A 19,457-nucleotide genomic window follows, 5' to 3' on the forward strand; every position below is an offset into this window, starting at 1 on the left:
GGCGGCGCGCAAATCGCGCCGGCGGGTTTATGATCCGAGGGTTTCGTTTCCCCCTCGCGATCTAAGGACCTTATTCCATGCAGCCCGAATTGCCCTCCTATGATGATGTCGCGCGCGCCAGCGAGCGCCTGGCCGGCAACGCACACCGCACGCCCGTCCTGACCTCGGCCACCGCCGATGCCATCGCCGGCGCGTCGCTGTTCTTCAAGTGCGAGAACTTCCAGCGCATGGGCGCCTTCAAGTTCCGGGGTGGCTACAACGCGATCGCGCGCCTCACGCCCGAGCAACGGGCCGCGGGCGTCGTGACGTTCTCGTCAGGCAATCACGCGCAGGCCATCGCGCTGGCCTCCCGGCTGCAAGGGGTCCAGGCCACCATCATCATGCCGCTGGACGCGCCCGCGGCCAAACGCGCGGCCACCGAAGGCTACGGCGGCAAGATCGTCACGTACGACCGCTACACCGAAGACCGCGAGACCATCGCCCGCCGCATCCAGGCCGAAACCGGCGCCACGCTGATCCCGCCGTACGACCACGAAGACGTGATCGCGGGGCAGGGCACCGCCGCCAAGGAATTGTTCGAGGAAGTCGGCGAGCTCGATTACCTTTTCGTGTGCCTGGGCGGCGGCGGCCTGCTGTCGGGTTCGGCCCTGTCCGCCTTCGCGCTCAGCCCGCGCTGCCTGGTCTACGGCGTGGAGCCCGAAGCCGGCAATGACGGGCAGCAGTCCTTGCGCAAGGGTGAAATCGTCCGAATCCCCGCGCCCAAGACGCTGGCCGACGGCGCGGCCACCACGCATCTGGGCAATCTCACCTTCCCCCTCATCCAGAAGTACGTGCGCGACATCGTCACGGTGACGGATGAACAGCTCGTGACGACCATGAAGTTCTTTGCCGAACGCATGAAGATGGTCGTGGAACCCACGGGCTGCCTGGCGGCGGCGGCCGTCATGCAGAACGTGGTGCCGGTGCGCGGGGCCCGGGTAGGCGTGATCATCAGCGGCGGCAACGTCGATCTTCCGGCCTACGCAAAGCTCCTGGCGGGCTGACGCGCATCAAGCAGCGCGCGCGGCGCCCCGCTCGCGCGCGCTTGCGCATGCCGACCTTGCAGGGCAGAATCGAACCTCGATCCTGACGAACCGGAGGCTACGCCATGCGTATCCTTGTCATTGGCGGCACGGGCTTCATCGGCCGCCACTTGGTAGCACGGCTTTGCGCGGACCCGCATCAGATCGTCGTGCCCACGCGGCTTCTTGCTCGCGGACGCGACCTGCAATTACTTCCCACCGTCACGCTGCTTCAGGCTGACATCCACGACGACGCCGCGCTCGATGGCATGGTGCAAGGGTGCGATGCCGTCGTGAACCTGGTGGGCATCCTGCACGGCAACGTGGGCCGGCCGTATGGGTCCGATTTCGCGCGCGCCCACGTGCATCTGCCGCAGCGCATTGCGCAGGCCTGTGTGCGCCATGGCGTGCGGCGCTTGCTTCACGTCAGCGCGCTGGGCGCCGACTCCAGCGGCGACAGCATGTACCAGCGCTCCAAGGGCGACGGCGAGGCCGCCATCAAAGCGGCCTGCCAAGGCCGGCCCGACATCTGCTGGACCATCTTCCGTCCGTCGGTGCTTTTCGGACCCGACGACAATTTCACCAATATGTTCGCGTCGCTGGCGCGTTGGCTGCCGGTGCTGCCGCTGGCGGGCGCCAATGCGCGCATGCAGCCCATCTATGTGGGCGATGTGGTGACCGCCATGGTCAACGCGCTGGCCGACACCCACACCTGCGGCAAGACCTACGAACTGGGCGGGCCGCAGGTCTACACGCTGGGCGAGATCGCGCGGCTGTGCGCCGCCTGGAGCGGGCATCCGCGCCCCGTCATCAGCATGCCGATGGGGGTGGGGCGCATGCAGGCCCGGCTGTTCGAATGCATGCCGGGCACGCCATTGATGTCGCGCGACAACCTGGATTCCCTGCGCCGCGACAACGTCTGCGGCGGGCCCATCGCCCCCGAGTTGCACGTGGTGCCCACGGGCCTGGAGGCCGTGGCGCCGCGCTACCTGCAGCACGGCAAGGCGGCTTAGCGCCAGTTAGCGCACCAGCGCCTTGAGCGCCTGTTTGATGCCGTCGGACACGCCTACGCCTTCGGGCAGCGTCTTTAGCGCCGACAGCGATTCCTTCTCGGAGTAGCCCAGCGCCAGCAGGGCATTCAGGATGTCGGACTGGTTGTCGTGCGTGACGTGCGCCGCTGCGCCGATGTCCGCGCCCAGCTTGCCGCGCATCTCCAGCAGCAGCCGTTCCGCGGTCTTCTTGCCGATGCCGGGCACGCGGGTCAGGCGGCCGGACTCCTGCAGCGTGATGGCTTGCGCCAGATCCGCGACCGACAGGCCGGACAGCACGGACAGCGCCGTGCGCGCGCCGATGCCGCTGACCTTGATGAGTTCACGGAACGCGCTGCGCTCGCCGGCCGAGGCAAATCCATACAGGATGTGCGCGTCTTCGCGCACGGTCAGGTGCGTGTAGAGCGTGACGCGCGCGCCCGTCTCGGGCAGCGAATACAGCGTGCTCATGGGCACGTCGATGTCATACCCGATTCCGCCCACATCCACGCAGATCGTGGGGGGCAGTTTTTCGATCAGGGTTCCGGTGATTCTTCCGATCATGGTGAGAGGCCTGCAATGGTGGCGGCCGCGGAACGCGCGGCGAATGCGGGGATTCTATACGGGAGGGCGCTCAGCCGATCAGCCGGCCATTGCGGATGCGGGTCTTGCCGCCCATCCGCAGCGCGCTGCCCAGGCGTTCCAGCTTGTCCTGCAGCGGTCCCACGTGCGCGTGGCAGATCGCGCAGGCCAGCGCGTCGGCCGAGTCGGGGGCCGGCATGCCATCCAGCGCCAGCAGGTGCTGCACCATCATCTGCACCTGCTCTTTCGCGGCGCGGCCGGTGCCGACCACGGCCTTCTTGATCTGCAGCGCGGTGTACTCGTGCACGTCCAGCGAACTGTCGGCCAGCGCGCAAAGCGCCGCGCCGCGGGCCTGGCCCAGCAGCAGGGTGGATGCGGGATTGGTGTTCAGAAAGACGATTTCCAGCGCGGCCACGTCGGGTTGCGTGTCGCGGGCCACCTGGCGCAGGTTGTCCAGGATGACCTTCAGGCGTTCGGACAGCGTCAGCGCCGGCGGGACCACGATGGTCCCGCTGGCCACGTAACGCAGCCGCGAGCCTTCGGCATCGATCACACCGAAGCCGGTGCGGCGCAGGCCGGGATCGATGCCGAGGACGCGCATCAGTGGCGGAAGTGGCGGGTGCCGGTCAGCACCATGGCGATGCCGTGCTCGTCGGCGGCGGCGATGACTTCGTCATCGCGCACGCTGCCGCCGGGCTGGATCACGCAGGTTGCGCCCGCCGCCACCACCACGTCCAGGCCGTCACGGAACGGGAAGAACGCGTCGGATGCCACGGCCGAGCCCTTCAGGGTCAGGCCGGCGTTTTCCGCCTTGATGGACGCGATGCGCGCCGAGTCGATGCGGCTCATCTGGCCCGCGCCCACGCCCAGGGTCATGCCGCCGCCCACGAACACGATGGCGTTGGACTTGACGTACTTGGCGACCTTCCAGGCGAACGACAGGTCGTTCATTTCCTGTTCGGTGGGCTGGCGCTTGGTGACGACCTTCAGGGCGTCGCGCGGCACGTTGTAGGCGTCCGGCGTCTGCACCAGCCAGCCGCCGCCCACGCGCTTGATGTCGAAGGCGTTCTGGCCGGTGCCCATCGGCACTTCCAGCACGCGCACGTTCTTCTTGGCGGCCAGGATGGCCAGCGCGGCGCCGTCGTAGGCGGGGGCGAGCAGCACTTCCAGGAACTGCGCGCTCACGGCCTCGGCCGTCGCGGCGTCAACCGGACGGTTGAAGGCGATGATGCCGCCGAAGGCCGACGTCGGGTCGGTCTTGAAGGCCTGCTGGTACGCGCCCAGCGTGTCGGCCGCCACGGCCACGCCGCAGGGGTTGGCATGCTTGACGATGACGCAGGCGGGCGCCTCGAAGCTGCGTGCGCATTCCCACGCCGCGTCGGCGTCGGCGATGTTGTTGTAGGACAGTTCCTTGCCCTGCAGCTGGCGGTAGTTGCCCAGCAGGCCGGCCGGACGCTGCGCGTCCACGTAGAAGGCGGCGCTTTGATGGGGGTTCTCGCCGTAGCGCAGCGCCTGCTCCTGCTTGACCTGCAGGGTCAGCGTGCCGGGCCATTCGTTACGGGCGGGCACGGCGTCCTGCTCGGGCTCGGTTGCGGTCAGGCTGGTCAGGTACGCGGCGATGGCGCCGTCGTAGGCGGCCGTGTGGGCGTAGACCTTGGCGGCCAGGGCGAGGCGCAGGCCGTAGGAGGTGGCGCCGCCCTTGTCCATTTCGGCCAGGACGCGCGAATAGTCGACCGGGTCGATCACGACCGTAACGCCGCCGGCTTCGGTGCCGTGGTTCTTGGCGGCGGCGCGCAGCATGGCGGGCCCGCCGATGTCGATGTTCTCGACGGCGTCGGCAAACGTGCAATCGGGCTTGGCGACGGTTTCACGGAACGGATACAGGTTGACCACCAGCATGTCGATGCGATCGATGCCAGCCGCCTTAATGGTGTCCATGTGCTCGGCGCTGTCGCGGCGGGCCAGCAGGCCGCCGTGGATCTTGGGGTGCAGCGTCTTCACGCGGCCGTCCAGGATCTCGGGTGAACCGGTGTGAGCGGCCACTTCGGTGACGGTCAGGCCGGAGTCGGCGAGCAGCTTGGCGGTGCCGCCGGTCGAGAGCAGGCGCACGCCGCGCGCGGCCAGGGCGCGGGCAAATTCAACGATGCCGGTCTTGTCGGACACCGAAAGCAGGGCGGTTTCGATTTTCATGATGGGACGGAGTGGGGCGGGAGCGCCTTTCTCGTTCTGGTCGGATGGGAAATCTGGAAGCGGCGGCGGCGCGACGCGTGCGCCGCCCGCGCGAGGGAAATCTATACCTGGATATTGTGCGCCAGCAACTTCTTGCGCAGGGTGTTGCGGGTGATGCCCAGCATCTCGGACGCCCGGGACTGGTTGCCGCCCGACCGCTCCAACGCTACTTCAAGCACCGGGCGCTCCACGCAGCGCATGACCATGTCCCACATATCGTGGGGCTCGGACTCGCCCAAGTCTTCGAAATAGCGCTCCAGGCTGGCGCGCACGCATTCTTCCAGGACATCTTTCTTGCTCATTTGAGTACAGATATTTTTATGTTGGTGTTGAGGCGGTCATGCCGCCAGCAGGGCTTCTGCGGCCGGCGCCGGGGTACAGCTGCCGTCGCTTGAGAGGGTGTCGAACCAGTCCGCCACCGCCCGCCATTGGTCGCGGGTGTTGTCGATCAGGTTCATGCGGGCGCAAAACGAATCCGCGCCCGGCAGGCCGTCCACATACCAGCCTATGTGCTTGCGCGCGGTACGTACGCCGGTGTGCTCGCCATAGAAACGGTAGTGGTCGTCGAGATGTTCGAGCAGCAGCTCGCGCATTTCCCCGTAAGAGGGAGGGGCCAGTGTTTCGCCCGTGCGCAGGTAGTGGTCGATTTCGCGGAAGATCCACGGGCGGCCCTGGGCCGCCCGGCCAATCATGACCGCATCGGCGCCAGTGTAATCCAGGACGTGCCTGGCTTTGGCGGGCGAGTCGATATCTCCGTTCGCGATCACGGGGATGCCGATTTCAGCCTTGACGGCGCGGATGGTGTCATATTCCGCCTCGCCCGTATAGAGGTCGGCCCGCGTGCGCCCGTGCAGGGTGAGGGCGGCTATGCCCGCGTTTTCGGCCAGCTTGGCCACGCGCAGCGCATTGCGGCTGCTGCGGTCCCAGCCGGTCCGGGTCTTCAGGGTGACGGGCACGCCAAGCGGCGCGCAGGCGGCCACCACGGCGTCCAGGATGCGGACGATCAGGTCTTCGTGGCGCAACAGCGCCGACCCGGACGCCACGTTGCACACTTTCTTGACCGGACAGCCCATGTTGATGTCGATGATCCGGGCGCCCTTGTTGGCGTTGAACGCCGCGGCCTCGGCCATCATGGCCGGATCCGCCCCCGCAATCTGCACGGAAATGGGGGCGATCTCGCCGTCGTGGTTCAGGCGGCGCGATGTCTTGACGCTATCCCACAGTTTGGGGTTGCTGGCGGCCATCTCGGACACCGCGTAACCCGCCCCCAGCTTCTTGCAAAGCTGGCGGAAAGGACGGTCCGTCACGCCCGCCATGGGCGCGACAAGAACGTTGTTGGGAAGGGTCCACTGGCCTATGCGCATGCTCACATTTTAACCGGCTCGATCGAACCCCCATTTTTGGAGGGGCGATGGCCTGGTAACAGATGGGGGGGAACGAGGGGAAGCCGGCCCCTGAACGGGGCCGGATCCGACGGGGATTTACGCGCGGAATCCTTGGAGCAGGTGCTGGGCGAGCGGGGCGCGCAACGGGGAGGCCAGATCCATCCCCAGCAAGGCGGCGCCGCAGGCGTGTTCCACGGGCGCCAGCCCCGTGGCGAAGATGCGCGGCATGAAATCGGTAAGCCCGGCCGTGATGAAGCGATCCAGATGGCGCGCGCTGGCGAACTCGGCCAGGGCCGGTCCGGGATTGGCGCCGGGACGGGCCAGCCAGCCGGTCAGCGTCTGGGCAAGGCGCGCCGCATCGCGCAGGCCGAGGTTCAATCCCTGTCCCGCCACCGGGTGCAGGGTCTGCGCGGCGTTGCCGATGGCCGCGACCCGGCCGTGCACCTGGGCGCGCCGGGCGGACAGCGCCAGCGGAAAGACATGGCGCGGCGCATGGCTGGTCAGGCGGCCCAGGCGGTCGCCAAAGGCCTGCGTCAGCGCATGCGAGAAAGCGACGTTGTCCAGGGCCGCGAGTTCGGCCGCGCGGTCCGGCGCGCTGCACCAGACGACGGAGTAGGCATCCGGGGTCTGCGGGTGCGGCAGCAGCGCCAGCGGACCTTCGGAGGTGAAGCGCTCCCAGGCCCAGCCGCGCCGCGGCAGGGTGGCGTGGGCGGTGGTCAGCACGGCGTGCTGGTCGTAATCGCGCCGCACATCCGTGGCGCCGGCGCCGTCGGACTGCACGGCGACGCCGCAGAGGATTTCCGTGTCGCCCTGCTGGATGCGCACGCCGTCGGCGTCCTGCATGCCGATCTGCGCCGGGGGGCCGGCCAGCACGGAGACGCCGCAAGCGGCCACGCATTCGTCCAGCTTGGCGTACAGGCCGGAATAGGCCACCACGCAGCCCAGCTGGGGCACGCCAAAATCGGTGTTCTGGATGAGCGTCCGGCCCAGCCGGCCGCGCTGCGACACGTGGATGTTGCGAATGTCGGCCGAGCGTTCGGGCCAGGCATGCAGCGACTCCAGCAGCACCCGGCTGCCGTGGTTCATGGCCAGCACGCGCGGATCCGCGGCGGGCACGGCCGCGGCCGGGGTGACGGGCGCCGGTGCGCTGCCCGCGAGCAGGGCGATGCGCGCCGGGTCCGGCGCCACGCGCGCCAGCATCAGGGCCAATACGCGGCCCACGGGGCCGGCGCCAAGAATCGCAATGTCGTAGGCGGAGGAAGTCATGCCCGGATTTTAACCGTCCACTACAATCGCGGCAGCCGCCGCCGCTTGGCGCCTACGCCCCTTTTCCGGTTGATTGACATGACGCAGGCTCAGGCTTCCTCTTCGCTTTCCGCCGTCTCCGCGCGCCGCCCCCGCAGCAAGGTCGCGGTGGGACTCCTGGCCTGCCTGTTCGGCGCGTTTGGCGCGCACTGGTGGTATCTGGGCCGGCGCCACGCCTGGCTGGTGACCGTGTTCGCCGCCGTGTGCCTGTTCTGCGCCGTGCGCTTTTACCCGATCTGGTACGACAACCCCGCGTTCTTCCTGCTGTTCATTCCCATGATCGACGGGTTCATCGAAAGCGCGGTCTATTCCCTGATGCCGGACGAGAAGTTCGACCGGATCTGCAATCCGGGTCTGGGCAAGGTGTCTTCGACAGGCTGGGGGCCGGTGCTGGTCGCCATTCTGGCGTGCCTTGTCGGCGCCATCGCCACCATGTTCGCCATCGCGATGGTGGTGGTCTATGTCTGGGTGGCCATGGGCTGGCTGGACGGCTACGTGCTGTAGGCCGCCCGCCGCGTCATTCGCGCATCAGCGCCTCGATCTCGCTGGCCTGCACCGGCACGCCGCGGGTGATCAGTTCACATCCTTCGTCCGTGACCAGCGCATCGTCTTCCGTGCGGATGCCGATGTTCCAGTAGGCCTCTGGCACGTCGTCGGCGGGGCGCACGTAGATGCCCGGCTCGATGGTCAGCATCATCCCGGTTTGCAGCGTGCGCCACGGCCGATCGGTGCCGGGCGCGCCGGGCTGGCGGTAGTCGCCGACATCATGCACGTCCAGGCCCAGCCAGTGCCCAGTGCGGTGCATGTAGAAGCGGCTGTAGTCGCCCGATTCCAGCACGCCGTCCAGCGATCCCTTCAGCAGTTTCAGGTCCAGCATGCCTTGCGCCAGGACGCGCAGGGCGGCCTCGTGCGCATCGTTGAAGCTGCGGCCGGGCGCGGTGGCCTGGGCGGCCGCGTCCTGCGCCGCGACGGTCAGGTCATAAAGCGCGCGCTGCGGGCCGCTGTAGCGGCCGTTCGCCGGAAAGGTGCGGGTGATGTCGCTGGCGTAGCTGTCCACTTCGCAGCCCGCATCGACCAGCACCAGATCGCCGTCGCGCAGCACTGCCTCGCCCGCCGGGTAGTGCAGGACACAGGCGTTGGCCCCGGCCGCGACGATGCTGTTGTAGGCCACGGACTGGGCGCCGTGGCGGCGGAATTCATAAAGCAGCTCGGCCTCGATCTCGTACTCGCGCATGCCGGGCCGCGCCACGCGCATGGCGCGCGCGTGGGCGCCGGCCGAAATCTTGGCCGCGCGCCGCATGGCGGCGATTTCCGAGGCGTCCTTGATGAGCCGCATGTCGGCCAGCAGCGGCCGCACGTCCTGCTGCCGGCTGGGCGGCTGGCGCCCGCCGCGGCTTTTCTCGCGCGCCGCCGCCAGCCAGCGGTGCAGGCGGCCGTCCGTGCGCTTGTCCCCGGCCAGCGGGGCGTACAGGGTGGGGTGGTCCAGCATCAGCGCGGGCACCAGTTCGTCCAGCGCGTCGATGGGATGGGCGTCGTCGAATCCGAAGTGGGCGGCCGCGGCCTCGGGGCCGAAGCGCTTGCCCTCCCACAATTCATGCTCCACGTGACGTGGCCGGCAGAACAGCACGGCGCGGTCGGTCGCGCCCGCCACCAGCACCACCCAGGCGTCGGGTTCGGTAAAGCCCGTCAGGTAGAAGAAATCGCTGTCGTGCCGGTAAGGAAATTCCGCATCGCGGTTGCGGATGGCTTCCGTCGCGGTTGCCAGGATGGCGATGCCGCCGCCTTCCGCGCGCATGCGATCCATCAGGCGCTGGCGCCGCGCGGCGAAAGGGGCGAGGTCGTCGGGAGGCAGGCTCATGTCGGGCGGGCCGGGCGCGCAGCCCCGGCAAGGGCGGAAGATGGGGCTACTTTACCTGCCATCCCGCGAATGCAACACCCCGAGGCGTATCCGCGTTGGCCGTGCGGTGATGACTGGACAACGTGCCGGCCGCTGCTACAATCGCCGCTCTGTCATTGGGGAGTAGCCATCCTTTGTCCCCAAAGGAGTCAGCGTCAACAGACTTGGTGGTTCAGTGCTGCGGAGCAGCCGCTAGAACCCCATGGCGCTGACGGCACCCACGTCCGGCTTGCAGCCGCGTGGACCAGCCAGGCGAGACCTTTGGCCGCGTAGCGTTCACCCTTGGCCGGGCGAGCCGCTGCGTCGCGCCAATGGTATCCGCTCGTCCGGCCGCATTCCCATGTTGCTCACCCTTTTTCTGTTCTTCCTGTCCGCGGCAGTGATCTACGTCGCGTGCGAGTTCTTCGTCAATGGCGTCGAATGGGTCGGTCACCGCTTCCAGCTGGGCGCGACCGCCACCGGCACCGTGCTCGCCGCCTTCGGCACCGCGCTGCCGGAAAGCGCCGTCACCTTCATGGCCGTGGTCTTCGGCGATACCCCCGAACAAAAGGACATCGGCGTCGGCGCCGCGATGGGCGGTCCCCTGGTGCTTGCCACGCTGGCCTATGCGGTCGTCGGCCTGGCCCTGTGGCGCGCCCGCCGCGGCAAGCCCACGCAGGCGAACTGTATCAACGCGGACCAGCGCCGGCTGGCCCGCGACCAGGCCTGGTTCATGGGCATCTTCATCTTCAAGGTGGGCCTGGGCCTGCTGGCCTTTGCCTGGAAGCCCTGGCTGGGCTTCGTGTTCCTGGTCACCTATGCGCTCTACATCAAGCGTGAGCTCAGCAACGACGAGGCATCCCTGGACAGCGATGACCTCGAACCCCTGAAACTGCGGCCGCGCGACGAAGACCCCTCCATGTTCTGGGCCGTCACGCAGACGGTCATGGCGCTGGTCGTGATCGCCGGCGCCTCGCACGTGTTCGTCAACCAGATCGAACTGCTGGGCATCGCCATGGGTGCCTCGCCCCACGTGGCCGCGCTGCTGCTGGCCCCGGTGGCCACCGAGCTGCCGGAGATCATGAATGCGCTGATCTGGGTGCGCCAGGGCAAGGAACGCCTGGCGCTGGCCAACATTTCGGGCGCCATGATGATCCAGGCCACGATCCCCAGCGCGCTAGGCATCTTCATGACGCCGTGGCTGCTGGACGCCCCGCTGCTCGCTGCGGGCTTTTTCACGATGCTGTCGATCGGACTGCTGTGGCTGCGTTTCCGCCGGTCGGCCATGAGCGTGCCGGCGCTGTCGGCGGTGGGCGGGCTGTACGCGATTTTCGCGGGGTACCTGGGCTGGCACTTCTACGGGTAACGGCGGGCAGGCCGGGCAGGCGTGCGCGCCTGTCCTGCTTTGGCGCTTTTCTGCGTCAAAAATGCACCCAACCCTTGTCCATCAGTACAAACCCGCGTAAAATTTCGCTGTTTTCCATCCCAGGAGCAGTCTTCGTGAATACCGATTCCGGCGAAAGTTGTCGATCTTGCATCGACGTCGCTGTCTGACAGGATCCACGCAGAACTCCGTCTGCCGCATCCTGTCATTCAGCAGGTTGCGGTGTATCCCAGGCGCCAGGCTTCAGCCCGGCCAGTAGCGCAGGCTCTTGGCCTGCCGGGACTCTCCCCAACGTAAACCGCCAGAACCGCCGCTAGTCGCAGCGCCAGCGTTCGTGCACGTTCGTCGTGTCCGCCGCCAGGGCGCTGTCCGGCTGCGCACGTGTTCGCGATCACGCTCCGCCTTCTTGTCATGGAGGTCGTTATGCGTTTCTTCGACTTGTTCCTGCGCCGTGCCGGCGTGGACCGCGCCACCGCCCTGGGCCGCCGCCGCGGCACTTCCCGGCTGACGGTGATCTGTCCGCGCGGCGAGCTGGGCGCACTGCGCAAGCAGATCTGCCTGGACTTCGGCGCCGCTGGCCTGGACGTCGCCCAAGTGCAGGTCGACCAAGGCCAGGATCCCGATCTCGCGTCGGCTTGCATCACGATCAATTGCCCGCCCGAACTGCGGGCTGAATTGATGACGCAAGCGCGCCGTTTGAGCGCCAATCCCGCTGTGCGCCACGTGCATTTCGGCGCGCAGGCCGCGATGGCCTGAACCCCCCAAACATTTCCTTCCCCGGAGAAATCATGCCTAGCGCCTTAGACCCAGAGCCTCGATTGCGCCCTGTGCGCGGCTCCGGCATGCCTATCTGACCCGTCACTCACTGCGAGCCGACTGGCCGGATAGACATCCCGGTCCGTACGGAACCCGCAGCCTGGAATCCCCGGCCCCGCCCGCGTCCTGCGCGCATCGGCGTCCGGTCCCGGTTCCACCGCCCGCTTCCCTTCCGTTTTCCGCACCCGGCGCGCCATAGACGCGATCCGGACACCGGCAACATTGCTCCGGCGCCTTCGCACGCCCGTCAGCGGCGGCCTCACGGCATTTCCCAGGAAACGCCGCGGTCCGCTGCTGCCTGCGCGCGGCCGCCACCGGCAGGGTCGTCCGTGTCTCCCGCAACAACATCAATAAATGCGGAGCACTCCCATGTTTGCTTTCCTGAAATCCTTTTTTTCTTCCGCCGCGCGTCTGCGCCGCACCGGCCGGCACTTTCGCCGCGCCCCCATCCTTGAACAAGGCGCGGACAACGCCGCGGTTTCCTCCGAGGCCGCCCGCCGCGCCAGCCTGCGCATGGTCGAGACGTCCCGGCTGGGCTTCGATTCCCTGTTCGAGCGGTTCGGCAGCGGCTGGGGCGGGCTGTCCGACGCCCAGGCGCAGGCCGCCCGCGATCGGCATGGCGCCAATGAAGTCGACCACGAGAAGCCGCTTTCCTGGCCGCATCACCTGTGGCTGTCCTATCGCAATCCGTTCAACCTGCTGCTGACCGCGCTGGCGGTCCTGTCGTGGCTGACCGACGTGCGCATGGCGGCGCCCGAGGACCAGTCGTGGACGGCCGTTGCCATCATCGGCTCGATGGTGCTGATCTCGACGGTGCTGCGCTTTGTGCAGGAGCAGCGTTCGAACCGCGCCGCCGAAGCCCTGAAGGCGATGGTGCGCAACACCGCGACGGTTCTGCGCAGCGATGCCGGATCGCCCGACGCGGGCAATGGCCGGCGCTTCTTTGGCGCGGCCTTGCACGCCACCGGGTCGCAACAGCGTGAAGTGCCGCTAGCCGATCTGGTGCCCGGCGACGTCGTGCTGCTTTCGGCCGGCGACATGGTCCCCGCCGATTGCCGCATTCTGAACGCCAAGGACCTCTTCGTGGCGCAGGCCGCGCTGACGGGCGAATCGCTGCCTGTTGAAAAGCATATGTCTCCGCGCGTGCAGTCGGCCAACCCGCTCGAACTGGAGAACATGGCCTTCATGGGCACCAACGTGGTCAGCGGCGCGGGCAGCGCGCTGGTGGTGGCGACCGGCTCGGACACTTACTTCGGCCAGTTGGCTGGCCGCGTCACGCAGACCTCGCGCGCGCCCACGCAATTCCAGCAAGGCATCAACCGCGTGAGCTGGATCCTGATCCGCTTCATGCTGGTGATGGCGCCGGTGGTGATGCTGATCAACGGCTTTACCAAGGGCGACTGGCTGGAGGCGCTGCTGTTCGCGCTGGCCATCGCCGTGGGTCTGACGCCCGAAATGCTGCCCATGATCGTCACGGCCACGCTTGCCAAGGGCGCCGTGCGCATGTCCCGGCGCAAGGTCGTCGTCAAGCGTCTGGACGCGATCCAGAACCTGGGCGCCATGAACGTGCTGTGCACCGACAAGACCGGCACGCTGACGCAGGACCGCATCGTGCTCGAGCGCCACACCGACGTCTATGGCGCGGCCAGCGACGACGTGCTGGCTTATGCCTATCTGAACAGCTACTACCAGACGGGCCTGAAAAACCTGCTGGACGTGGCCGTGCTGGAGCATGCGGAAGTGGCGCGCAGCCTGGACCTTGCGGGCCGCTACCGCAAGATCGACGAGATTCCGTTCGACTTCTCGCGCCGCCGCATGTCCGTCGTGGTGAACGAGACCGAAAACGGCCGCGACCACCACGAACTGATCTGCAAGGGAGCGCTCGAGGAAATGCTGGAAGCCTGCACGCGGCTGCGCGTGGGCAGCGAAGTGCATCCGCTGACCGACGCGCGCCGCGCCGACATCCGTCACGTGACGGCCGGTCTGAACCGGGAGGGCCTGCGCGTCATTGCGGTCGCCGTGAAGGAACTGCCGCCCACGCAGCAGGCCTACGGCGTGGCGGATGAATCCGACCTGGTGCTGGTGGGATACATCGCATTCCTGGATCCGCCCAAGGAGTCGACCGGGCCCGCGCTGGCCGCGTTGAAGGACTCGGGCATCGAGGTCAAGGTGCTGACGGGCGACGTCGAACTCGTCACGCGCAAGGTCTGCCGCGAGGTGGGACTGGACGTGCGCAAGGTGTACCTGGGCGCCGAGATCGAGGCGATGGACGACGCCGAGCTGGCGGTCGCCGTGCGCGAGGCCAACGTGTTTGCCCGGCTGGCGCCGATTCACAAGGAACGCATCGTTCGCAGCCTGCGCGCGCAGGGCGACACGGTGGGCTTCATGGGAGACGGCATCAACGACGCACCGGCGCTGCGCGCGGCGGACGTGGGCATCTCGGTGGATTCCGCGGTGGATATCTCGAAGGAGGCCGCCGACATCATCCTGCTGGAAAAGAGCCTGATGGTGCTGGAGGACGGCGTGATCGAAGGCCGCAAGACCTTCTGCAACATGCTCAAGTACCTGAAGATGACGGCCAGCTCGAATTTCGGCAACGTGTTTTCGGTGCTGGTCGCCAGCGCCTTCCTGCCCTTTCTGCCGATGCTGCCCATCCATCTGCTGCTGCAGAACCTGATGTACGACATCTCGCAGACGGCGATTCCGTTTGACAATGTCGACGAAGAATTGCTGAAGCAGCCGCAGCGCTGGGATCCGGAAGGCCTGGGCCGGTTCATGGTGTTCTTCGGCCCGATCAGCTCGATCTTCGACATCGCGATGTACGCCGTCATGTGGTTCGTGTTCCAGGCCAATTCGCCCGAGCATCAGACGCTGTTCCAGTCCGGCTGGTTTGTCGAGGGCCTGTTGTCGCAGACGCTGATCGTGCATATGATCCGCACTCGCCGCATTCCTTTCCTGCAAAGCCGCGCGTCCTGGCCCCTGATGGGAATGACGCTGATGGTGATCACGTTGGGGCTGGTGCTGCCGTTCTCGCCGCTGGCGGAGTACTTTCAGTTGCAGGCGCTGCCCTGGAGCTACTTCCCCTGGCTCGTCGGCATTCTCCTGGGATATTGCATGCTGACGCAGACGCTCAAGCACTTCTGGGTCCGCCGTTACGGCTGGCAGTAGGCTGATGCAACCGGCGGCGGGCTCCGCGCCCGCCGCCAACGCAAGGAAAGATCATGAGAATTGCATTTTTCGCCGCCTTGGCGGCGGCCGGCCTGATGCCCTCCTGCTCGGCGGTGGCCGCGGATGGCGGCACCAGCGTGCAGCTGTACGGCATTGTGGACGCCGGCGTTGCCGTGACCCGGGTGTCGGGGCAGGGCAGCCAAAGCGGCCTGCTGAACGGCGGCCTGACGGACTCGCTGTGGGGCCTGCAGGGGACGGAAGACCTGGGCTCCGGGTGGACCGCCAGTTTCCAGCTTGAAAGCGGCTTTGACCCGTCCAGCGGCACCGCGGCCGACAGCAGCCGGCTCTTCAACTATGGCGCCTGGGTCGGCTTGGCCCATGCCAGCTACGGCGACCTGCGCATTGGCCGCCAGTACACGGTCGGCCAGACCTACGGCAACGCGCTTGAAATCGCCTCGTGGAAAGACATGGGCATGGGGGCGACCTTCAAGGCGTCCGACAATTACCAATTCAGCAACATGGTGAACTGGTATTCCCCGCAATGGCAGGGGTTCCAGGCCGGGGTCGGCTATGCCTTCGACGCGGATGGACAGGACCAATTTCGCACCAACCAGAACACTCGTGCGATCAGTCTCGGCCTGAAGTATGAGGACGGGCCGCTCCTGGCCGTGGCAACCTGGGAACAATTGCGCCTGGCGACCCCGCCCGCGCAGGCGGGCGGGCGTCCGCAGGCATTCCAGGTGGGCGCCTCGTATGACTTCGAGGTGGTCAAGGTGTCGCTTGCCTGGTCGCGCCAGCGCAACGGTTATGTGGGGCTGGACGGCGGCGACCCCGACGAACTGGGCCTCGGGTTGGGACCCGCGGCCTTCGTGCAGGGCGGCACGGTCGACGCCTGGCTGGTCGGGGTCAGTGTCCCGGCCGGGCCGGGGGCCGTTCTGGTGCAATGGTCGCTGGCCCGGCCCGACTGGCGTTGGAACAATGGCATGACGGCGCGCAATGCGCAGGTTGCGACGCTGGGCTATACCTACGACCTGTCCCCTCGCACGACGCTCTATGCCTTCGCGGGCTACGCGTCGAACTACACGCTGGATAACCAGTTCGACCCCGGCAACGCCCACACCACGCGCATCGGAACGGGCGTGTCACACCGTTTCTGACACGTTCCAGCCCGGGCCTGCGCCCGGCAGCGCGCAATGGCGGGGTCTACTACAATCGCCGAAAGACGGCGCCGGGCGCCGGCCCTTGTCTTCGCGTCGTTTCTCGGATGGCACGCATGGATAGTCTCGAATGGCTCGTACCCTGGGAGTTCTCTCCCACGCTGGTGGCTTCCTTCCTGGTGGCCATCGTGCTGTTCGTACGCGGCCAACGGGTTCATCACGTCACGCGCGCGCGTCAGATCCTTTTCTGGACGGGGATGGTCCTCCTATACCTGTCCCTGCACACCCGGCTCGACTATTACGCCGAGCGCATGTTCTTCATCCATCGCATCCAGCATCTGGTGCTGCACCATCTTGGGCCGCTGCTCGTCATGGCGGCCTTCCCGGGGCAGGTGATGCGGGCGGGATTGCCGATGCGATGGCGGTTGCGGCTGCGCGATTTCCTGCGCACCGGCACGGGCCGGGCCACGGTGGCGGTGCTGACCCACAAGATCTTCGTGCCGGCGCTTTTCGTGTTCCTGGTGCTGATCTGGCTGATTCCGTCGGTGCAGTTCTACTCGATGCTCGACTGGCGTCTTTACCGCCTCATGAACTGGTCGGTCGTGATCAGCGGGTTCATGTACTGGAACCTGATCCTGGACCGCCGTCCCGCGCCCCCCGCGGCCATGTCGCCCGGCGGACGCGTCATTTCGCCGGTGGCGACCATGCTGCCGCAAATGGTGGCGGGCGCCGTCATCGCCTTCACGGAGAGCGACATCTATCCGCTCTTTGAGCTATGCGGGCGTGCGATTGCCATGTCGGCGCAGACGGATCAGACCATTGGCGGACTGACGATGTGGATTCCCGCCGCGCTCGTTGAGGTGATCGGGCTGATGGTGGCGTTGGGCACGCTGATGCGCCTGTCGGCCAAGGGGCGGCTGCGCAAGGCGGACCGCGATGCGCGCGCGCGCGCCAAGTCGGGCGCGGCGCTGTCTTCCTGAACCCGGCGGTGAACGCGGCACTGATGTGCCCATTCCCGCCAGGCCGCGCCGGTCATTCCGGCAGCAGGCCGTGATACTTCTTGCCCAGCGCCACGGTGGCCTGGAACATCCCTGCCTTGTTGCCGCAGTCGTAGCGCACGCCATCGAAGCGGTGCGCATAGACCTCGCGCTCGCGCATCAGCGAGGCGATGCCGTCGGTCAACTGGATTTCATTGCCCGCGCCCATCTTGGTCGAGCGCAGATGGTCGAAGATCGCGGCTTCCAGCACGTAGCGGCCCACCACGGCCAGCGTCGACGGCGCGGCTTCGGGATCCGGCTTTTCAACGATGTGCGTGACGCGTTCCGTGCGGCCATCCGCTTGCGTGTCGCCCGTGTGCGTGGCCACGATGCCGTACTTGCGGGTGTCGGCGCGCGGCACGTCCTGCACACCCAGCACGCTGGCGTTGCGCGCCACGGCGACGTCCACCAGCTGCTTCATCGCGGGCGTATCGGCGTCGATCAGGTCGTCGGCCAGCAGCACCGCAAAGGGCTCGTCGCCCACGGCGGGGGCGGCCGACAGCACGGCATGGCCCAGGCCCAGCGGGGCCGATTGGCGAATATAGAGGCAATTGACGTGCGCGGGTAGAATGCCCCGCACCATCGCCAGCAGTTCATGCTTGCCCTTGCTTTCCAGGTCGGATTCCAGCTCGGGCGCGGAGTCGAAATGATCTTCGATGGCGCGCTTGTTTCGGCCAGTCACGAATATGAGATCGGTAATCCCCGCAGCGACGGCTTCTTCCACCGCGTACTGAATGAGGGGCTTGTCGACCACGGGCAGCATTTCCTTGGGCATCGCCTTGGTGGCGGGCAGGAAGCGGGTGCCCATGCCGGCGACAGGGAAAACGGCTTTACGGACGGGACGCATTGAGACCTCGTTGAGGATTCGATGAAACATTTTAAGCTCATCGCTATCATAGGCTTATGAACCGCAGGAAAATGCCATCCATTTGCTCGATTGCGAAACGGGGCGCGATCGCGAGCCTTTGCGCGGCGCTCGCCATGCCCGTTGCCCCCGTCACGGCATGGGCGCAGCCGGTCGGGCTGCCTTCCATGGGCGCCGCCTCGTCGTCAGACCTGTCGCCCATGCTGGAGCGCACGCTGGGCGAAGCGATCATGGCGCAGGGCCGCCGCGACCCTTCCTATATCGACGATTCCGAACTCAGCCAGTACCTCACGACGATGGGGCGCAAGCTTGCGGCGTTTGCGCCGGGCGGCGTGCCCGAGGTCGAGATGTTCGGCGTGCGGGATCCCGAGATCAACGCGTTCGCGATGCCGGGCGGCTTCATCGGGATCAATACGGGCCTGATCGTGTCGTCGGCCAGCGAATCCGAACTGGCCGCCGTGGTGGCCCACGAAATCGGACACGTCGTGCAGCGCCACATTGCGCGCGGCATGACCCAACAGAACCAGAACGGCATGCTGATGCTGGCCAGCCTGGCGGGCGCGCTGCTGGCGGCGTTGGCGGGCGGCGGCGGCAACCTGTCGATGGGCGTGGCCGCCTTCGGGCAGGCGGCGGCCATCAACCGCCAACTGGGTTTCTCGCGCGACGCGGAACGCGAGGCCGACCGCGCTGGCTTGCAGATGCTGACGAAGGCTGGCTACGACGCCGACGGCATGTCTCAGATGTTCGCACGGCTGATGAACGCATCGCGCCTGAACGAAGGCGCGGGCGGCGGCTCGTGGGCCAGCACCCACCCGTTGTCGATCGAGCGTATGTCGGACGTGCAGAACCGCGCCCGCGCGCTGCCGGCCTCGCGGCATCTGGACAGCGACGACTTCTGGTACATCCGCGCCAAGATGCGCGTGGTGCAGGGCCGCGACACGGTCGGCCTGCGCACGGCCGGCCAGCAGTTGCAGGACGAGGCCCAGGCCCTTTCGGGCGTGCGGCAGTCCGCCGCGTATTACGGGCTGGCCCTGCAGAACTTCCAGCGCAACAACCTGTCGGAAGCGGAGCGCTACTGGAACCTGGCTTCCGCCAATGGCCGCAGTTCGCCGCAGCTGGCAAAGCTTGCTGTGGATATCGCGCTGGCGCGCAAGGATTATCCGCAGGCGATGTCGCTTGCCCAGGCGGGCACCAAGCGCTATCCCGATCATCGCGCGCTGGGCATTGCCTACGCCCAGGCTCTGCAGGCGAACGGCCGGCATGCCGAAGCGCAGGATTACCTGCGCGAGAAGATCAAGCAGTGGGGCAGCGACGAACCGAGCCTTTATCAGATGCTGGCGCAAAGCGAAGAGCGCAACGGCAAGCCGGTGCAGGCGCGCCGCGACCTGGCCCGCTACTACGTCATGACGGGTGCGTACGCCGCTGCGGAGTCGCAGCTGCAACAGGCGCGCGGCCTGTCCAACGACTTCTACGAGCAGTCGCAGATCGACGTGCAGATCAAGGAAGTCAAGGACAAGCTGGCCGAAGAGCGCCGGCTGCTCGAGCGCTTCAAGTCAGGTTGATA

General features: G+C 67.1%; 17 protein-coding genes and 1 riboswitch. Of the genes, 9 read left to right on the forward strand and 8 right to left on the reverse strand.

What is annotated here, in order from left to right; all coding sequences use genetic code 11:
• Positions 1-77: 77 nt before the first annotated feature.
• Positions 78-1,043 carry a threo-3-hydroxy-L-aspartate ammonia-lyase gene (locus LN047_RS05035; protein WP_056321169.1) on the forward strand — a complete coding sequence of 322 codons (966 nt, stop codon included), beginning with the start codon at positions 78-80 and terminating at the stop codon, positions 1,041-1,043.
• 104 nt (positions 1,044-1,147) lie between these two features.
• On the forward strand, positions 1,148-2,074 hold the full coding sequence (locus tag LN047_RS05040; RefSeq protein ID WP_180098909.1) for a complex I NDUFA9 subunit family protein: 927 nt from the start codon (positions 1,148-1,150) through the stop codon (positions 2,072-2,074).
• Positions 2,075-2,080: 6 nt separating this feature from the next.
• Here the strand turns inward: LN047_RS05040 and ruvA are convergent, their stop codons facing one another.
• The 6 genes from ruvA to LN047_RS05070 all read right to left on the reverse strand — a co-directional run bounded on the left by ruvA (position 2,081) and on the right by LN047_RS05070 (position 7,551).
• Complete coding sequence (gene ruvA / locus LN047_RS05045; protein ID WP_128830056.1) at positions 2,081-2,653, reverse strand: Holliday junction branch migration protein RuvA; 573 nt, start codon at positions 2,651-2,653, stop codon at positions 2,081-2,083.
• A 70-nt stretch (positions 2,654-2,723) separates the two neighbouring features.
• Positions 2,724-3,272 carry a crossover junction endodeoxyribonuclease RuvC gene (gene ruvC / locus LN047_RS05050; RefSeq protein WP_056321180.1) on the reverse strand — a complete coding sequence of 183 codons (549 nt, stop codon included), beginning with the start codon at positions 3,270-3,272 and terminating at the stop codon, positions 2,724-2,726.
• Complete coding sequence (gene purH, locus LN047_RS05055) at positions 3,272-4,861, reverse strand: bifunctional phosphoribosylaminoimidazolecarboxamide formyltransferase/IMP cyclohydrolase (protein WP_373981247.1); 1,590 nt, start codon at positions 4,859-4,861, stop codon at positions 3,272-3,274. Before purH ends, ruvC begins: the two co-directional genes overlap by 1 nt.
• Before the next feature lie 101 nt (positions 4,862-4,962).
• Entirely contained in the window at positions 4,963-5,202 is a 240-nt protein-coding gene (locus LN047_RS05060; protein ID WP_006217670.1) for a helix-turn-helix domain-containing protein, read from the reverse strand.
• A gap of 36 nt (positions 5,203-5,238) precedes the next feature.
• The gene (gene dusB / locus LN047_RS05065) at positions 5,239-6,264 is read right to left on the reverse strand and encodes a tRNA dihydrouridine synthase DusB (protein WP_056321185.1); all 1,026 of its coding nucleotides are present in this window, start codon (positions 6,262-6,264) and stop codon (positions 5,239-5,241) included.
• A 117-nt stretch (positions 6,265-6,381) separates the two neighbouring features.
• Positions 6,382-7,551, reverse strand: coding sequence for a UbiH/UbiF/VisC/COQ6 family ubiquinone biosynthesis hydroxylase (locus tag LN047_RS05070; protein WP_373981248.1), 1,170 nt, complete (start codon positions 7,549-7,551; stop codon positions 6,382-6,384).
• 78 nt (positions 7,552-7,629) lie between these two features.
• Between LN047_RS05070 and LN047_RS05075 the strand changes: the two genes are divergently transcribed.
• Positions 7,630-8,094, forward strand: a complete 465-nt coding sequence (locus LN047_RS05075; protein ID WP_373981249.1) for an NINE protein — start codon at positions 7,630-7,632, stop codon at positions 8,092-8,094.
• Positions 8,095-8,107: 13 nt separating this feature from the next.
• Here LN047_RS05075 and LN047_RS05080 read toward each other — a convergent pair whose 3' ends face one another.
• Positions 8,108-9,448 carry an aminopeptidase P N-terminal domain-containing protein gene (locus LN047_RS05080; protein WP_373981250.1) on the reverse strand — a complete coding sequence of 447 codons (1,341 nt, stop codon included), beginning with the start codon at positions 9,446-9,448 and terminating at the stop codon, positions 8,108-8,110.
• A gap of 145 nt (positions 9,449-9,593) precedes the next feature.
• A riboswitch (yybP-ykoY riboswitch) is annotated at positions 9,594-9,784 on the forward strand.
• Positions 9,785-9,827: 43 nt separating this feature from the next.
• Between LN047_RS05080 and LN047_RS05085 the strand changes: the two genes are divergently transcribed.
• The 5 genes from LN047_RS05085 (at position 9,828) to LN047_RS05105 (ending at position 16,971) form a co-directional block, all read left to right on the forward strand.
• Complete coding sequence (locus tag LN047_RS05085; protein WP_056321193.1) at positions 9,828-10,832, forward strand: sodium:calcium antiporter; 1,005 nt, start codon at positions 9,828-9,830, stop codon at positions 10,830-10,832.
• Between the two features lie 441 nt (positions 10,833-11,273).
• On the forward strand, positions 11,274-11,606 hold the full coding sequence (locus LN047_RS05090) for a hypothetical protein (RefSeq protein ID WP_223574398.1): 333 nt from the start codon (positions 11,274-11,276) through the stop codon (positions 11,604-11,606).
• 429 nt (positions 11,607-12,035) lie between these two features.
• The gene (gene mgtA, locus LN047_RS05095; RefSeq protein ID WP_373981251.1) at positions 12,036-14,834 is read left to right on the forward strand and encodes a magnesium-translocating P-type ATPase; all 2,799 of its coding nucleotides are present in this window, start codon (positions 12,036-12,038) and stop codon (positions 14,832-14,834) included.
• A 53-nt stretch (positions 14,835-14,887) separates the two neighbouring features.
• Positions 14,888-15,991 carry a porin gene (locus LN047_RS05100; RefSeq protein ID WP_373981252.1) on the forward strand — a complete coding sequence of 368 codons (1,104 nt, stop codon included), beginning with the start codon at positions 14,888-14,890 and terminating at the stop codon, positions 15,989-15,991.
• A gap of 107 nt (positions 15,992-16,098) precedes the next feature.
• On the forward strand, positions 16,099-16,971 hold the full coding sequence (locus LN047_RS05105) for a cytochrome c oxidase assembly protein (protein WP_142050699.1): 873 nt from the start codon (positions 16,099-16,101) through the stop codon (positions 16,969-16,971).
• Between the two features lie 52 nt (positions 16,972-17,023).
• Here LN047_RS05105 and galU read toward each other — a convergent pair whose 3' ends face one another.
• Complete coding sequence (gene galU / locus LN047_RS05110; protein ID WP_056322690.1) at positions 17,024-17,875, reverse strand: UTP--glucose-1-phosphate uridylyltransferase GalU; 852 nt, start codon at positions 17,873-17,875, stop codon at positions 17,024-17,026.
• A 56-nt stretch (positions 17,876-17,931) separates the two neighbouring features.
• Here galU and LN047_RS05115 point away from each other — a divergent pair, with 56 nt between their 5' ends.
• On the forward strand, positions 17,932-19,455 hold the full coding sequence (locus tag LN047_RS05115) for a M48 family metalloprotease (RefSeq protein WP_373981253.1): 1,524 nt from the start codon (positions 17,932-17,934) through the stop codon (positions 19,453-19,455).
• The last annotated feature ends 2 nt before the right edge of the window (positions 19,456-19,457 follow it).

Source organism: Achromobacter sp. JD417 (genome assembly GCF_041879325.1).
Classification (GTDB): Bacteria; Pseudomonadota; Gammaproteobacteria; order Burkholderiales; family Burkholderiaceae_B; genus Achromobacter; species Achromobacter mucicolens.

What these genes read in the sequence shown, in the direction of transcription:
- LN047_RS05035 (WP_056321169.1), top strand. Translation starts at nt 78, where the DNA reads ATGCAGCCCGAATTGCCCTCCTATGATGATGTCGCGCGCGCCAGCGAG.
- LN047_RS05040 (WP_180098909.1), top strand. Translation starts at nt 1,148, where the DNA reads ATGCGTATCCTTGTCATTGGCGGCACGGGCTTCATCGGCCGCCACTTG.
- ruvA (WP_128830056.1), bottom strand. Translation starts at nt 2,653, where the DNA reads ATGATCGGAAGAATCACCGGAACCCTGATCGAAAAACTGCCCCCCACG.
- ruvC (WP_056321180.1), bottom strand. Translation starts at nt 3,272, where the DNA reads ATGCGCGTCCTCGGCATCGATCCCGGCCTGCGCCGCACCGGCTTCGGT.
- purH (WP_373981247.1), bottom strand. Translation starts at nt 4,861, where the DNA reads ATGAAAATCGAAACCGCCCTGCTTTCGGTGTCCGACAAGACCGGCATC.
- LN047_RS05060 (WP_006217670.1), bottom strand. Translation starts at nt 5,202, where the DNA reads ATGAGCAAGAAAGATGTCCTGGAAGAATGCGTGCGCGCCAGCCTGGAG.
- dusB (WP_056321185.1), bottom strand. Translation starts at nt 6,264, where the DNA reads ATGCGCATAGGCCAGTGGACCCTTCCCAACAACGTTCTTGTCGCGCCC.
- LN047_RS05070 (WP_373981248.1), bottom strand. Translation starts at nt 7,551, where the DNA reads ATGACTTCCTCCGCCTACGACATTGCGATTCTTGGCGCCGGCCCCGTG.
- LN047_RS05075 (WP_373981249.1), top strand. Translation starts at nt 7,630, where the DNA reads ATGACGCAGGCTCAGGCTTCCTCTTCGCTTTCCGCCGTCTCCGCGCGC.
- LN047_RS05080 (WP_373981250.1), bottom strand. Translation starts at nt 9,448, where the DNA reads ATGAGCCTGCCTCCCGACGACCTCGCCCCTTTCGCCGCGCGGCGCCAG.
- LN047_RS05085 (WP_056321193.1), top strand. Translation starts at nt 9,828, where the DNA reads ATGTTGCTCACCCTTTTTCTGTTCTTCCTGTCCGCGGCAGTGATCTAC.
- LN047_RS05090 (WP_223574398.1), top strand. Translation starts at nt 11,274, where the DNA reads ATGCGTTTCTTCGACTTGTTCCTGCGCCGTGCCGGCGTGGACCGCGCC.
- mgtA (WP_373981251.1), top strand. Translation starts at nt 12,036, where the DNA reads ATGTTTGCTTTCCTGAAATCCTTTTTTTCTTCCGCCGCGCGTCTGCGC.
- LN047_RS05100 (WP_373981252.1), top strand. Translation starts at nt 14,888, where the DNA reads ATGAGAATTGCATTTTTCGCCGCCTTGGCGGCGGCCGGCCTGATGCCC.
- LN047_RS05105 (WP_142050699.1), top strand. Translation starts at nt 16,099, where the DNA reads ATGGCACGCATGGATAGTCTCGAATGGCTCGTACCCTGGGAGTTCTCT.
- galU (WP_056322690.1), bottom strand. Translation starts at nt 17,875, where the DNA reads ATGCGTCCCGTCCGTAAAGCCGTTTTCCCTGTCGCCGGCATGGGCACC.
- LN047_RS05115 (WP_373981253.1), top strand. Translation starts at nt 17,932, where the DNA reads ATGAACCGCAGGAAAATGCCATCCATTTGCTCGATTGCGAAACGGGGC.